The following is a 13,072-nucleotide window of genomic DNA, read 5'->3' on the forward strand; positions in this document are numbered from 1 at the left end:
TCAACGCCGACGACAGGTCGTTGACGCCCCGGTCGCGGCTGTTCGCGGTGGCGATGATCGAGAAACCGGGCTGGGCGAAGACGATGTTGTCGTCGTTCAGCTCGGGGATGGAGACGTACTTCTCCGACAGGATGGAGATCAGCGCGTCCTGCACGTCGCTGGTGGAGCGGGTCAGCTCCTCGAAGCGGCCCACCACGCCCTGCTCCATCGCCGTCATGATCGGCGACGGGATCATCGACTCCCGGGACTGCCCCTTGGCGATGACCATCGAGACGTTCCACGAGTACTTGATGTGGTCCTCGGTGGTGCCGGCGGTGCCCTGCACGACCAGCGTCGAGTTGCGGCAGATCGCGGCGGACAGCAGCTCGGCCAGCCAGCTCTTGCCGGTGCCGGGGTCGCCGATGAGCAGCAGGCCCCGGTCCGACGCCAGGGTCACGATGCTGCGTTCGACGAAACTGCGGTCACCGAACCACTTCTGCGGGATCTCCCGCTCCAGACCGTCGGCCCGTTCCGAGCCGAGGACGAACAGCCGCACCATGCGCGGGCTCAACCGCCACGAGAACGGCTTCGGGCCGGTGTCGACCGACTCCAGGTAGTCGAGTTCGTCGGCGTACTTGACCTCGGCGGGGGCACGCAACATCTCGGACATGAGGGGTGATTCTCCTAGGTGAGGAAGCTCTTGAGCTCGAAGACGAGTTTGCGGATGTGACCGGAGAGCACCGGGGTGCCCAGGTCCTTGAGGCGCTGCCGGAACCAGGGGTTGACGCTCTGCTGGCCGGAGCTGCTGACCGAGCCGACCGGGATGAACCGCACCCCGGAGCGGTGCACCGCCTCGATGCCGTCGAACAGCGGCTGGGAGCGGTCGAACTCGTAGAAGTCCGAGATCCACACCATGACCGTGTTGCGCGGCTCGACGATCTTGGGGCGGGCCATCGCCATCGCCACCGGCCCGTCGTTGCCGCCACCGAGTTTGGTGCGCAGCAGCACCTCGAACGGGTCGTGCACCCACGGGGTCAGGTCCAACGCCCGGGTGTCGTACGCGATGAGGTGTACGTCGACCTTGGGCAGCCCGGCGAAGATCGAGGCCAGGATGGTGCAGTTGACCATCGAGTCGACCATCGACCCGGACTGGTCCACCACCACGATCAGCCGCGACGGGGTGGTCTTGCGGGCGGTCTGCCGGTAATAGAGCCGGTCGACGTAGAGGCGTTCGTCCTCCGGGCTCCAGTTGGTGAGGTTCTGCCAGATGGTGCGGTCGAGGTCGAGGTTGCGGTAGACCCGCTTCGGCGGCACCGACCTGTCGATCGCGCCGACGGTGGTCTGCTCGACCTGGGTCCGCAGCACCTCGGCGACCTCGTCGACGTACCGCCGGATCAGCGACTTCGCGTTGGCCAGCGCCACCCCCGACAGGTTGGACTTGTCCCGCAGCAGCTGCTCGATCAGCGACATGCTGGGGGTGAGCTGGGCGGCCAGCTTCGGGTCGGCCAGCACCTCCCGCAGGTGCATCCGGCGGACCAGGTCGCCCTCCAGCCCGGCGAGGGTGGCGCCCAGTCCGGTGCCGCCCTGCCGACGCAGCTCCCCCGGCGGGCAGCCGAGCGCCTGCTCGAACCAACCCGCGTCGGCCTGCCACCGGGCCAACTGGCCGGCGCTGACCGGCCCGGACCCGGTACCGAAGACGTTGAGCAGCAGCTTCGACACCAGCGCGGCCCGGCGCACCTCGGCCTCGCCGGGCCGGTGGACCCCGCCGTCGGCGGGGGCACCCCCCCCCGGCGCGCCCGGGCCGTCGATGGTCGCCTCCGGCGTCGTGGCCGACGGGGCCCCGGCGTCGGGGGAGGCGTCGACGGGCCGGTCGTCGGTCGGGCCGGCAGGGTCGGGGGCGAGCAGGCCCCGCAGTTCGTCGGCGAGCGCGGGGAAACGCTGCACGACGGTGTCCACCGACACGGTCGGGTCCAGCAGGGCGGCGGGCAGGCCGAGGTCGTCGACGACGGCCACGCTCGCCGCCTCCAGCGTGGGCTGCTCGTCGGGGTCGAAGAGCCGCCCCAGCAGCCGCCAGTAGAGCACCTGCCGACGGTTGGCGGCAGCGAGGTCGGCCGGGGTCACCACATCGCCCGGGGTCGGCACGTCACCCGGGAGCACGGCACCGGTCGTGGGGGTCGGGTCGCTCATCGGCGCAGCAACCGTCCCGCGCGTTCGCGCAGCACGGCCACGGCGTCGCCCGCCCTGGCCTCGGATTTCGCCACCTTCGGGTCGGTCACCCCGTCGGCCCAGTCGCCGTTGTGCGCCTCCACCGGCCGGCGCTTGACGGTGGCCTGCACCGCCAGCGGCTGCACCAGCCACCGGCCGCCGTCGAAGCGGGCCAGGCCCAGGCAGGACGACGAGGCGGCGACCAGCGCCGGGGTGAGTGGCCCAGCGGCCGGCAGCCGGTCCAGCGCGACCGCGAGGCGCTGCCCGCCGAGGTCGACGGTCGACCCGCCGTCGTGCACGGTGTAGCCCTCCAACAGCACCGGCTCGGCGATGGCCACCGGATGCCGGTCCAACGGCGGGATCGCCGCCGCCGTCGCCGTGCCCAGCAGCACCCGGGCGGTGGCGAACGGGTCGGCGGGCTCGCCGGCCTGCGCCTGCCCATCGACCCAGTGCAGGTCGCCACCCTGCGCGGGCAGATCGGTGACGGTCAGCGCCCGCCGCTGCGCGATCGCGGTGAGCAGCACCGGGTACGCCGACAGCAGCCGCCACACCGCCGGGCCGCCGATCGTGGCGACCTTGGCCGCGCCCACCGTCACCCGGACCAGCCGGGGCATGCCTGCGTCGGCCGGTTCGAGGATCGCGTGCAGCTGCACCTGGACGACGGTCTCGTGCTCGTGGACGTCGACCCCGAGCGGCAGCAGGCGACCGCTCACCGTGGTGGTGCCGGCCGTCGGGTCGGTGGCCGGCCCGTCCTGGGCCAGCAGCACGCCCCGGGCCCACAGGTCCGCCCAGCGGCGTACCGGCGGCTGCGCCATGGTGGCCACCGGCAACCCGGCCCGCAACTCGGCGGCGAGCCCGTCGAGCAGCACCGCCAGCCGGCGCGCCCCCGGCTCGGCCAACGCCGCCTCGACCGGCGTGCCGACGGCGGAGAGCAGCTCGTGGTCGATGCCGCGCCAGCCGGCGAGGGCCGCCTCGTGCAGCCAGGACCGGGCGGCGGCGCGGGCGGGGGAGGGGGCACCCGCTTCGCCGGTCGGCGTCCACGGGGTCCGGTGCCGCCCGAGGGCGGTGTCGAGCTGGTCGAGCAGGGCGTCGTGGGTCGCGCCCAGCAGCGCCGTGCGGGCTCCGGCCAGGGCGGCCAGGTGTTCCTGCCCGACGGATCCGGCGGTCACCTTGCCCACCGCCTCGGCCACCCGCTCACCCAGCGGCGTGCCCGCGACCGCGGCGGCCAGTGCGGTCAGCGCGGCGGCGTCCGCCTCGCCGACCCGGGCGAAGCCCCGCAGCAGGGCCTCGTCGAACCCGGCGACCACGTCGTCGGCGTCGGCCAGCCCGGTGGGTGCATCGCCGTGCAGCTGCGCCAGCTGTGTGCCGAGCATCAGCGACCTGCCCCGGTCGACGGGAACCAGTGCAGCTCGGGCAGCACGGCGGTGCTGGCCGGCAGCTCCAGGTAGGCCAGGTGGCGTAGGAACCGGCTGAACACCACGGCGGCCGAGGTCGGCTCGTGCCGGGCGTCCAGCCGGGACAGCAGCTCGACCCCGGTCTGTGTGCCGTCACCGGCGTCGACCCGCAGGTAGCGGGCGACCCGGTCGACGCCGTACTGGAGGACGGCCTCGTCGGCCAGGGCCTCCAGGTGCTTGCAGGGCGCGCCGCGCAGCCCGCCGCAGGGCCGGTTGTTGTTGGTGCTGCAATGGTAGGCGTGGTCACCGGCGGTCACCGACGAGACGTAGACCCGCTCGATGTCGGAACCGCTGGACACCACACCCTGTAACCGCCCGTCAGCCAGCTCGACGAAGGGCACCTTGGCCAGCTTGCGGGGCCGGGCCGGTGGCACCACCGCCACCACGCTCCGCCGCCGCGCTGCGGCCTCGTCAGCGTCCGTCACCGCATGTCCTCCCACCCGCCGGAACACCGGCGTCGACCATGGTTGATGGCGCGCGCCGGCCGGGCCGGCGTCGCCGTGACCACAAGATCATGGCCCACGGGTACGACACTTCCACGGCCTCCCGTCGCCCCGTCCCGAGGTCCGGTCCGACCGGCCGTTCCGTCACTCTGCGGGGTTCCGACGCCACCATCGGCAGGCCGCTGCCCCGCCCCGGCTCCTTGACACCGCACGCATCCCGACGGATTGTTATATCGAGCCTTGTCACTTTCTGTGGCTCGCGCCGGATTACGGACCGCAGCCGTACCGAAGGAGACCGTCATGCGCGCCGCCGTTCACCGATCAGCCGTGGGTCTCGCCGTCGCCCTGGGTGTCGTGCTCACCGCGATCCTGCCGACGTCGTCCGCGACCGCCGGCGAGCCCGTCCAGAGCCCGGACACGGGGCTGGTCTTCTACTCCAGCTACCCGACCGAGGTGGTCGGTCGGCAGGCCACGCCCGACGGCGTCTGCCGTCCCGTCCCGACCGACGCGACCTGGCTGCTCGCCTGGAGCGGAGGCTTCCACTCCGTGGCCGGCTACCGGACGACCGACTGCACCGGCCCGGCCGCCGAACTCAACAACCTGCACAGCTGGCCGCCGGGCTACCACCTGAGCTACCGCGCCGGCTGACCGCCGCCGTCGGCGGCAGCCCCGCGACGATCCCCGACGGGCCGGGTGTCGGCGACGACCGGCTGGCGCAGGATGGTGCGCCTCCGGTCGGGGGCGACCCTGCGGAAGTCGCTCAGGTAGATCTCGTGGTGGGTGCCGGTCAGGCGGAGCCGGTGGGCGGGGACGAACTCGTGGTGCAGACGGGCGAGCACGGCGGCCTCGTCGTCGAAGGAGCCGACGTGCAGGGTCTGCACGCACCGCCCCTCGGCCAGCCGCTCCAGGCGGACGTCGTCCAGCCGTCCGGGTGGTCGCTTCGCCCCGACCTGCGCGACGGCGGCGGTGACCAGGTCCGGCCCGATCCAGTCGGGGACCATGAGCATCAGCGTCCAGCGCCACCGCGACTTGTCCCGCACCGTGGTGAAGGACGCCATGTCCTCGGCCCACCACAGGCCCTCCAGCGGAGGGACGACGTAGTCCCGCCCGAGTTCCCGCCTGCTGGCGAACTTCACCCGGTACGCCACGGGATAGAGCGTCTCGACCGCTGCGGTGAAGGCCGGTGCGGTGTTGGGGTCGCCCCGGCCGTCGATCATCAGGTACTGCATGTCGGGCACGTCGACCAGCCGGAACCGGCCCCGCTGCGCCCGGTAGGTGTCCAGGGTCCGGCGGAAGTCGACCTTCCCGTCGGCGGGGCCCGTCACCGGCATCGGTCGACGCCGCCCGGGATGTGGCCCGTCGACCCGTCGCCGGAGCGGACCGGACATCTCGTCATGCTCCCGACCCTCCTTCCGGCGGTCCTTCGGGCACCACGTGCCCGTGCAGGTGCGACCGACACTATGTCAGGAGGATTCCCGGGCAGTCGACGACCGGCGTGTCTGGGATGCTGTCCCGCATGCCCGCCTTTCCGCCGACCTTCGCCGAAGCCGTCGTCGCCCAGCCGCTCGCTGCACAGTTCGAGGCGTTCCTCGACGAGCACCGTGCCGCGCTCGACGGCTGTCTGGAGGGGCTGACCGAGGAACAGGTCCGCCGCCCGCTGGTGGCTTCCCGGACCACGCTGCTGGGTCTGGTGAAGCACGCCACCTTCGTGGAGAGGGTCTGGTTCGACGAGGCCGTCACCGGCCGGTCGCGCGCCGAGCTGGGCATCCCCGCCGCGTCGGAGGAGTCGTTCGTGCTCGACGACGGCGACACGGTCGCCAGCGTGCGGCACGCGTACCGGGCGGCCTGCGCGGCGTCCCGCCGGGCGACCGCGACGCTGGGCCTGGACGACGTCCTGTCCGGGCACCGGATGGGACCGGTCCCGCTGCGGTGGGTGTATCTGCACGTGCTCCGCGAACTCGCCCAGCACTGCGGGCACGCCGACATCCTCCGCGAGCAGATCGTCGACGGTTGACGGTCCACGGCCCCGGTCCGGGACGGGTGCGTGCGGAGGGTCAGCGGCCCCGGTTGCGGGGGTGCCGTTTGGCGGTCCGTTCGTTGCCGTGCCGGTAGTTGCCGGTGAGGCGGGCCATCAGCTCCTGCGGGTCGTCGCTGTCCACGTCGGTCAGGAACCGGGCCGCGGCGACGCCCCGCAGCACGGTGGCGAGGCGGCCGTGGTGCAGCAGTTCCACGTCACCGTTCTTGCGTAGGCGGTAGGTGAACCCCTCGGGTGTGCCGGACATCGCCACATCGTCCCCACCGGCGGGCCGGCCCGCGACCCGATTACGCCACGCCGCTCCGACGTCCGTCGGCGGCGGGCGTACGCGAGCCGCGTTGCCGCCCTCGACTACGGTCGAACGGTGACTACCGGTGACTTCACGGGTACCCGCGCGCCGGGTGGGGTGCCGCACTGGCACACGGTGCGGCGATCACGCCTGTTCACCGTGCTTCCTGCGGTCGTGCTCGGGCTGCTGGGTGTGAACTTCGTCTGGGAAGCCGTCCGTCGCAACGTCGATGTCGCGGCGACCACCGAATGGCCGTTGCGGTTCTCACTGGTCGACCTGCAGACGACTGTCGCCATCGGGGCTGCCCACGCCGGCCTGATGTTGACCCGGGCGCAGTTCGCCCGCGCCAACCAGCCCCGCTTCGGTTATTCGTGGACACCGCACGCCACCGACGCCGATCGCTGGGAGTTGCACCTGTCGAACACCGGCCCGGGGTTCGCGGGTGTCACCAGGGTCGACTACCGGTTCGGTGACGGACCCTGGCTGCCGTACCAGACCTTCCAGGAGGAGCTGGCCGCGCGGGGCGTGCGACCGGTCGACGCGGAGTTCTTCTGGTTGGGTCGGGCGCCCCTTCCGCCGCAGCCCAAGCTCACGGAGGGATACCGGCTCGGCTCGTTCACCGTCGACGGGTTCGTGCAGTGCGATCCGTTCGAGATCAGGATCCAGGCTGACGACCAGCTCGGCGACCGGCACCAACTCGTCATCAATTCCACCGCCCGCCTGCCGGTGCCCGCCTGGTCTCGGGTCGTCCGCACCCGGGCCGACACGCCGTCGCACTGAGCACCGGTGGTGGCCGAAGGCGGGAGTTGGCCCGCCGTCGGGGCGAACGGGTCTGCGGGGGTCCGGTAGGCTTTTGTCGCCTTCAGGACAGTTCGGTGCCTTGGTAGGCATTGAAACCGGTGCTTGTATTGACCGCAGGTCGAGTTTCCGGCGAAAGGCCCAGCGCTCGTCCGCTGTCCCGTACCGCTGAGGTCGTGCGCCGAGCTGCGGAGTGAGTGCCATGGCGTGGAGTTGGAACAGGAAGAACCTGACGGTTGCGATCTGCGGGGTGCTGGCGACCGTCGTCTTCGGTGTGGTGGCGTGTCTCCAGTCCGGGCAGGGCGGAGGGCACGGCGACAGCCAGTCCCAGACCGGTGGCACCGGCAACAAGCAGGCGCAGAACGGTGGCCAGGCCGCCGACGTCATCAACAACGCCAACATCTTCCAGAACGGCGCCAGGGAACTCACCCGCGAGGAGGCGCTCGAGCGCGCCGAGAGGTACGCGGACGTGCCGCCCCCGCCAGGTGATCTGGCACCGTACCTGGTTGTCGCCCCCGGACACCTGTTCGTCCGCACGTCGCCGGAGGCGGGGGGCAGGCGGGCCGGTGCGGCCTGGGACAAGACGCTGGTCTATGCCGGCTGTTCGATGACCACGAGCTTCGATCCGGTCCTGGACGACGAGGTCGCGGGCGTCTGGATCAAGATCCGTTGGCCACGACTCGATCCCGGGGACGACATGCGCTCGTCCCAGTCGTCCGACCCGTTGCAGGGCTGGGCGTACGCGGGACGACTGGTGCCCGCCGGCCACAGCGGCAGGATCCGTACGTGCTGATCCGGCCGGCACACCCGCCCGGGTGGCCCCACGGGTGGTGGGCCGGGCGGCTCACGCCGGTACGGGGTGGTCCGCCTCGAACCGCTCCCGGGTGAGGAACGCCAACTGCGCGCGCTTGTCGGGCATGTCGATCTCGTCGGCGAAGGTGAACCCCTCGCGTTCGAGCCGGCGCAGCGCGAACCGGTTGCGCACGTCGGGCTCGACCACGATCCGCAGCCGGGTGGGGTCGCGGAACAGGAACCGGGCCAGCGCGGGGCCGATCGCGTCGGTGAGTCCGCGCGGGGGCCGCCGGCCTGGGGCGAGCAGCAGGTGCATCCCGATGTCGCCGGGGCGTACCCGGTAGCGTTCCCCGACCGGGTCGGCCTCCGGCTGGTAGCTCTGGAACAGGCCCACCGGCGCGCCGTCCAACCCGATCAGGTATGCGTGGTGGGTGCTCAGGCCGTCGACGAACGTGTAGACCTCGCGTACCTCCTCGACGGTGTACGACCCCATCCCCCAGAACGTCGCGCGGGGCTCGGTCACCCAGCCGTGCAGCAGCGTGGCGTGGGCGTCCGGGTCGACCACGGTGAGGGTCAGCTCACCGAAGCCGGGGATCTGCTCCTGGTAGGTCACGGGGTCCTCGTCTCGGGGTACGGGGGTCAGGGTGCGCCAGTCGGTGCCGACGGGGATCAGCCCACCGGTGGCCCACAGTGGTAACTGGTCGGCGAAGTGCGGGTCGTCGGGGCGGCCGGACACGCCGAAGGGGACGATCCAGCGGCTCGCCGCCCGGTCGGTGAGGTCCCACACGTAGCGGGCGACCGGCCCGCGCCAGCACGCGTCGGAGACGCCGGGAACACTGGAGGTGGCCAGCACGCAGTCGGTGTCACCGCCGAGCGCGGTGGCCGCCCGCATCGCGGCGACCCGTTCGGTGACCGCGTCGGACACCCCGAGGTGCAGCGGGTGCAGCAGGTGTCGCCGCCCCCAGGGGCCGGGTGGGTCGCCGGCGGCGACGTCCTCCAGGGCGGCGGCGGCGAGGGGTTCGACCGCGCCGCCGAGGCGGGGCAGCCCGGCGACCACCCCCTCCACGGCGTGTCCGATGCGGGCCAGCGGGTCGGTCCACGGGGCGAAGAGGGGGTCGTAGCCGCCGGGGGAGTGCAACGGTCCCAACACGGGGTGCGCGGCCAGCCGGTGGACCAGCGCGGCCCGCCAGGCGGCGAACGTCCCGGCGTCGACGCTGTCGGCGGCCATCCGGCCGTCCCATCCGGTCAACCGGTCCCGCAGCCGTCGGGCGGGCGCGCTCAGCGGTGTCGGGTCGAGCCGGGCGAGCAGGTCCCGCAGGACCGTCGACCCGCGTCGGGTGTCCATGTGGACGTCGGGGGCGGCGACGCCGTCGGCGAGCAGGTCACGGATGCGGCGGGCCCGGTGCGGCGGGGCGAAGTCGACGCCGAGGGTGGCGGTGTCGTCGCGGCGGTCGTTGGCGCAGACCACCGGCGCGCCGACCTCGACGGGCTTGGTCGTGGCGTAGTCGCCGCGCCACCGGTAGCGGGGCTCCCAGCCGGGCACCGGTTCGCGCCGGCACCTGTCGTCGCGCTCGGGCACCAGGCCGGCGACGAGTTGGAGCACCGTGCCGTGCCGGTCGGCGACGAGCACGCTGTTGACCGGTTCGACCCAGCCACGCAGCGCGTCGGCGACGTCGTCGGCGGTGCGGGCCCGCAGCAGCGGCAGCAGCGCCTCGAAGCCGAGGTTCCCGGTGACCCGGGTCGGGGTGCGCAGGCTGAGCGCCTCGCCGGTGTGCCGGTCGTGGTCGATCACCGGCCCGCGCGGGGTCTCGATCACCTCGACGGTCTCGGTCGCGCCGCCGCGTACCTCGATCCGTTCGACGTGCCGGTGGGCCGGCACCCAGCCGTCGGCGTCGCGGACCAGCACCCGGTCGCCGTCGCGGCGTAGCTGTTCGCGGTAGAGGTCCTGGTAGTCGGCCATCGCGTTGGTGACCGCCCAGGCGACGTCACCGGCGTGCCCGAAGTGCGGCAGCCCCGGCACGCCGGGGAAGGCCAGCCCGACGACGTCGAACTCGGGGCAGGCGAGCCGGATCTGCTGGTAGATGCCGGGCAGTTCGAGCAGCCGGTGCGGGTCGCCGGCGATGACCGGCCCGCGCCCGGTCAGCGGGTCGGCGGGTAGCGCCCAGGCGTTGCTGCCGGAGCCGCCGGGCCCCTCGACGGCGAACAGCTCGCGGGCGTGCGGGCCGAGGGTGGCGGCGACGTGGGCGTGCCACAGCTTCTGCGGGAAGGTGCCGAACAGGATGTGCTGGACCAGGAACACGCCCAGCGGCGACCAGGGTCGCCACCGGCCGGGCGTGCTGCCGGTGGCGGCGAACTCCGGGGCCGCCGCCGCGCCGGCCGGCAACGCGTCGTTGACCCCGTCGGCGTACGCGGTGACCCAGCGCCGGGTGGCCGGGGTGAGCTGCTCGAAGCAGCGCCGGGCGGTGTCGTCGAGGCGGGAGCGCCGGGCGAACCGGTCCCAGTCGCGTTCGGTCGGCCCGACGTGGGCGGCGAGCCGGCCCTCGGCCCGCCACCGTTCGACCTCGAGCTGCCAGGCCCGGTCGGTGGCGGCCACCCGGCCCTGCCATCGGGCCAGCTCGTCGACGGTGTCGGCCCACAGGTGCGGTACGCCCCACCGGTCGCGGTGCACGCCGGTGGCCGGACGACCGCCCGGTTCCGTGCCGGTCCCACTCTCCACAGGACTCCCCAGGTAAGTTACCCTCGCCTAACTTAGGCGGACCTTACCTGGAGGGCGTGTGAAACGGAACTGGGAGGCCCTGGTGCTCAAGGCCATGGGCGGTCGGGACTTCCGGCTGACCGTGCGCGGCACCGAGCCGGTCGGCGACCACTACCGGCGTCTGCTGATGGACGACGGCGGCCTGCTGGCGGCGGCCAAGGTGCACCCCACCATGTGGATCCGGCTCTGGTTCGACGACGCGGGTCGCTCGCACCAGCGGGCGTACACCCTGGTCGACCCGGACCCGGCGACCGGCCGGTTCAGCCTCGAATTCGCCCTGCACGACGGCTGCGCGGCCCGCTGGGCGGCCGGCGCGCAGGTCGGTGACACCATCGTGGCCACCCTCCAGGGCAGCGCCTTCGCCCTGCCCGACCCGGCTCCCGCGCACCTCTACCTGGTCGGTGACGCCGCCTCGCTGCCGGCGGTGAACAGCCTGCTCGACGCCGCCGCCGGCATCCCCGCCACGGTCTGGCTGGAGTATGCCCACCCGGGGGAGCAGGCGCTCACCCCGCGCGCCGGGGACCAGCACCGGGTCACCTGGGTGCCGCGCGGGCAGGACGGGCAGCAGCTCGTCGACACCGTCCGGGCGGAGCTGCCGGCCGCGCCGGACGCCCACTACTGGCTGGCCTGCGAGGCGGGCAGCACCCGCGCGCTCACCAGGCACGTGCGCCGCACCCTCGGCGTGGGCAAGCAGCAGCTCACCGCGTTGGGTTACTGGAGCGCGCGGTGACCGGACGCCTCGGCACGCTCACCACGCTCTACGTCACGCAGTATCTCGGCATCGGGTTCATCACCGTCGGGTTGACCGCCATCCTGCGCGACGGCGGCACCTCACTGGACACCCTGGCCCTGCTCCAGTTCGTCGGCCTGGTCTGGCCGCTGAAGTTCCTCTGGGCTCCGCTGCTCGACAGGTACGGCTCCCGCCGGCACGGGCACTACCGGTCCTGGCTGCTGCCGTTGCAGGCGGGTCTGGTGCTGAGCCTGCTGGCGCTGCTGCCGTTCGCCGACCCGACCCGGCAGCTCGGCCCGGTGGTGGCGATCTGCGCCGCCTACGTCTTCCTCTCCGCCACCCAGGACATCGCGGTCGACGCGGTCGCCGTCCGGGTGCTGTCCGAGGGGACGCGGGGCGCCGGCAACGGCATCCAGGTCGCCGCGAGCTACCTGGGCAACCTGCTCGGTGGCGGCGCGTGCGTGCTGGTCTACGACCGGTTCGGCTGGCTGCCGGCGATCGGTCTGCTGGCCGCGTTGACCGCCGTCGGCCTGGTGGTGGTGTGGCGGCTGCGGGAACCGGACCGGGTCGCCCGGGTGGCCGGCGCCGGGCAGGCGTACCGGGCGTTGCTGTCGGTGTTCGGGCAGCCCGGCTGCCGCTGGTGGACCTTCGGCGTGGTGCCGCTGGTCTACACCGGAGCCGGTGCGGCCTACGCCCTGGTCACCCCGGCGCTGGTCGACGCGGGCTGGTCGCTGGCCCGCATCGGCGTGGTCACCGGCGTGGTGATCAGCGCCCCGGCGATCGTCGCCGGCCTGCTCGCCGGGGTCGGGGTGGACCGGTTCGGCCGGGCGCGGCTGCTCGTCGTCGGGGGCGCGGCCCTCGCGGTCTCCACCGTCATGCTGCTGCCGTTGCTGAACGGGCGTGCGCCGCTTGCGGCGACGGTGGCCGCGCTGTGCTGCTTCATGGCCGCTTACACCGTGGCCAACGTCGTGCTCTACGTGGTCAACATGGACTACTCGCGGCCGGGCACCGGGGGCACCGACTTCACGGTGCTGTCGTCGTTCGGGCTGATCTGCTCGTTCCTGGCGGCCTCGGTCGGGTTGGCCGCCGCCGACCGGGTCGGCTATCCCGCCGTCGCGCTCGCCTCGGTGGTGCTGGTCGTCGTCGGCGTCCTGGTCGGACTGGGGCACCAGCGCCGGTTCCGGGCCGGCGCGACCCGCCCGGCCGAGCCGGCGGTTGCGCACGCCACCCCGGTGGGCTGAGCCGGTGGGCGGGGCGGGGTGTCGGGATTGACAAGAAGTTAGGTTAGGGTAGCCTAACTCTGCGAGATCAACTGGGCCGCCGGGACGACCTGACCCGCCCACCGTCCCGCCCGCGCCCCCGTCACCGACCGTCGAGGACTGCCCATGAGCCTGCCCGGATCCACCGTCGAGGCCCCCGTGACCGGGACGCGTCCCACCCCACCCCGCGCCCACCTGGTCACCGCCGGCACCGTCGAGGACTACCGCCGGGCCGTCACCGAGGGCATCGACCGGGTCGCGGCCCGGGTGGCCGGCGTCGACCGGCCCGGCACCGGCATCACCCCCGACGAGCTGGCCCCCCGGGTCGCCGGC

The 13,072-nt window shown here is 73.2% G+C and carries 13 protein-coding genes and 2 pseudogenes; 7 read left to right on the plus strand and 8 right to left on the minus strand.

The window, feature by feature from the left end:
• From ACOJTC_RS06385 to ACOJTC_RS06400, 4 genes are all read right to left on the minus strand, one after another.
• A partial coding sequence (locus ACOJTC_RS06385) for an ATP-binding protein (RefSeq protein WP_420116145.1) occupies positions 1–649 on the minus strand: 649 nt, incomplete at its 3' end.
• A 14-nt stretch (positions 650–663) separates the two neighbouring features.
• Complete coding sequence (locus tag ACOJTC_RS06390) at positions 664–2,166, minus strand: VWA domain-containing protein (RefSeq protein ID WP_420116146.1); 1,503 nt, start codon at positions 2,164–2,166, stop codon at positions 664–666.
• Positions 2,163–3,557: a hypothetical protein gene (locus ACOJTC_RS06395; protein WP_420116147.1), complete on the minus strand. Its 1,395-nt coding sequence runs from the start codon at positions 3,555–3,557 to the stop codon at positions 2,163–2,165. Before ACOJTC_RS06395 ends, ACOJTC_RS06390 begins: the two co-directional genes overlap by 4 nt.
• Positions 3,557–4,024, minus strand: coding sequence for a hypothetical protein (locus ACOJTC_RS06400; protein WP_204924637.1), 468 nt, complete (start codon positions 4,022–4,024; stop codon positions 3,557–3,559). The genes ACOJTC_RS06395 and ACOJTC_RS06400 overlap by 1 nt, the downstream gene beginning before the upstream one ends.
• A 357-nt stretch (positions 4,025–4,381) precedes the next feature.
• On the opposite strand from ACOJTC_RS06400, the gene ACOJTC_RS06405 reads away from it, so the two are divergent.
• Positions 4,382–4,729, plus strand: coding sequence for a hypothetical protein (locus ACOJTC_RS06405; RefSeq protein WP_420116148.1), 348 nt, complete (start codon positions 4,382–4,384; stop codon positions 4,727–4,729).
• On the opposite strand, the gene ACOJTC_RS06410 is transcribed toward ACOJTC_RS06405, so the two are convergent.
• Positions 4,714–5,412, minus strand: coding sequence for a GyrI-like domain-containing protein (locus ACOJTC_RS06410; protein ID WP_420116154.1), 699 nt, complete (start codon positions 5,410–5,412; stop codon positions 4,714–4,716). The genes ACOJTC_RS06405 and ACOJTC_RS06410 overlap by 16 nt on opposite strands.
• Before the next feature lie 185 nt (positions 5,413–5,597).
• Here ACOJTC_RS06410 and ACOJTC_RS06415 point away from each other — a divergent pair, with 185 nt between their 5' ends.
• Entirely contained in the window at positions 5,598–6,095 is a 498-nt protein-coding gene (locus ACOJTC_RS06415; RefSeq protein WP_420116149.1) for a DinB family protein, read from the plus strand.
• A gap of 40 nt (positions 6,096–6,135) precedes the next feature.
• Here ACOJTC_RS06415 and ACOJTC_RS06420 read toward each other — a convergent pair whose 3' ends face one another.
• On the minus strand, positions 6,136–6,363 hold the full coding sequence (locus ACOJTC_RS06420) for a hypothetical protein (RefSeq protein WP_204924296.1): 228 nt from the start codon (positions 6,361–6,363) through the stop codon (positions 6,136–6,138).
• A gap of 117 nt (positions 6,364–6,480) precedes the next feature.
• On the opposite strand from ACOJTC_RS06420, the gene ACOJTC_RS06425 reads away from it, so the two are divergent.
• The gene (locus ACOJTC_RS06425; RefSeq protein WP_420116150.1) at positions 6,481–7,185 is read left to right on the plus strand and encodes a hypothetical protein; all 705 of its coding nucleotides are present in this window, start codon (positions 6,481–6,483) and stop codon (positions 7,183–7,185) included.
• A gap of 211 nt (positions 7,186–7,396) precedes the next feature.
• Positions 7,397–7,996: a hypothetical protein gene (locus ACOJTC_RS06430; protein WP_420116151.1), complete on the plus strand. Its 600-nt coding sequence runs from the start codon at positions 7,397–7,399 to the stop codon at positions 7,994–7,996.
• Between the two features lie 51 nt (positions 7,997–8,047).
• On the opposite strand, the gene ACOJTC_RS06435 is transcribed toward ACOJTC_RS06430, so the two are convergent.
• Together ACOJTC_RS06435 and ACOJTC_RS06440 are read right to left on the minus strand one after the other, a co-directional pair.
• Positions 8,048–8,608 carry a GNAT family N-acetyltransferase gene (locus tag ACOJTC_RS06435; RefSeq protein ID WP_420116155.1) on the minus strand — a complete coding sequence of 187 codons (561 nt, stop codon included), beginning with the start codon at positions 8,606–8,608 and terminating at the stop codon, positions 8,048–8,050.
• Positions 8,609–8,632: 24 nt separating this feature from the next.
• Positions 8,633–10,663: pseudogene (locus ACOJTC_RS06440) on the minus strand (penicillin acylase family protein); the annotation flags it as partial.
• 106 nt (positions 10,664–10,769) lie between these two features.
• On the opposite strand from ACOJTC_RS06440, the gene ACOJTC_RS06445 reads away from it, so the two are divergent.
• From ACOJTC_RS06445 to ACOJTC_RS06455, 3 genes and pseudogenes are all read left to right on the plus strand, one after another.
• Complete coding sequence (locus ACOJTC_RS06445; RefSeq protein WP_420116152.1) at positions 10,770–11,480, plus strand: siderophore-interacting protein; 711 nt, start codon at positions 10,770–10,772, stop codon at positions 11,478–11,480.
• Positions 11,477–12,721: an MFS transporter gene (locus tag ACOJTC_RS06450; protein ID WP_420116153.1), complete on the plus strand. Its 1,245-nt coding sequence runs from the start codon at positions 11,477–11,479 to the stop codon at positions 12,719–12,721. Before ACOJTC_RS06445 ends, ACOJTC_RS06450 begins: the two co-directional genes overlap by 4 nt.
• 144 nt (positions 12,722–12,865) lie before the next feature.
• Positions 12,866–13,072 (plus strand): annotated as a pseudogene (locus tag ACOJTC_RS06455) (pyridoxal-dependent decarboxylase); the annotation flags it as partial.

Origin of the sequence: Micromonospora sp., from assembly GCF_048594385.1 — a bacterium.
In the GTDB taxonomy this organism is placed as follows: domain Bacteria; phylum Actinomycetota; class Actinomycetes; order Mycobacteriales; family Micromonosporaceae; genus Micromonospora; species Micromonospora wenchangensis.

What these genes read in the sequence shown, in the direction of transcription:
- ACOJTC_RS06390 (WP_420116146.1), bottom strand. Translation starts at nt 2,166, where the DNA reads ATGAGCGACCCGACCCCCACGACCGGTGCCGTGCTCCCGGGTGACGTG.
- ACOJTC_RS06395 (WP_420116147.1), bottom strand. Translation starts at nt 3,557, where the DNA reads ATGCTCGGCACACAGCTGGCGCAGCTGCACGGCGATGCACCCACCGGG.
- ACOJTC_RS06405 (WP_420116148.1), top strand. Translation starts at nt 4,382, where the DNA reads ATGCGCGCCGCCGTTCACCGATCAGCCGTGGGTCTCGCCGTCGCCCTG.
- ACOJTC_RS06410 (WP_420116154.1), bottom strand. Translation starts at nt 5,412, where the DNA reads ATGCCGGTGACGGGCCCCGCCGACGGGAAGGTCGACTTCCGCCGGACC.
- ACOJTC_RS06415 (WP_420116149.1), top strand. Translation starts at nt 5,598, where the DNA reads ATGCCCGCCTTTCCGCCGACCTTCGCCGAAGCCGTCGTCGCCCAGCCG.
- ACOJTC_RS06420 (WP_204924296.1), bottom strand. Translation starts at nt 6,363, where the DNA reads ATGTCCGGCACACCCGAGGGGTTCACCTACCGCCTACGCAAGAACGGT.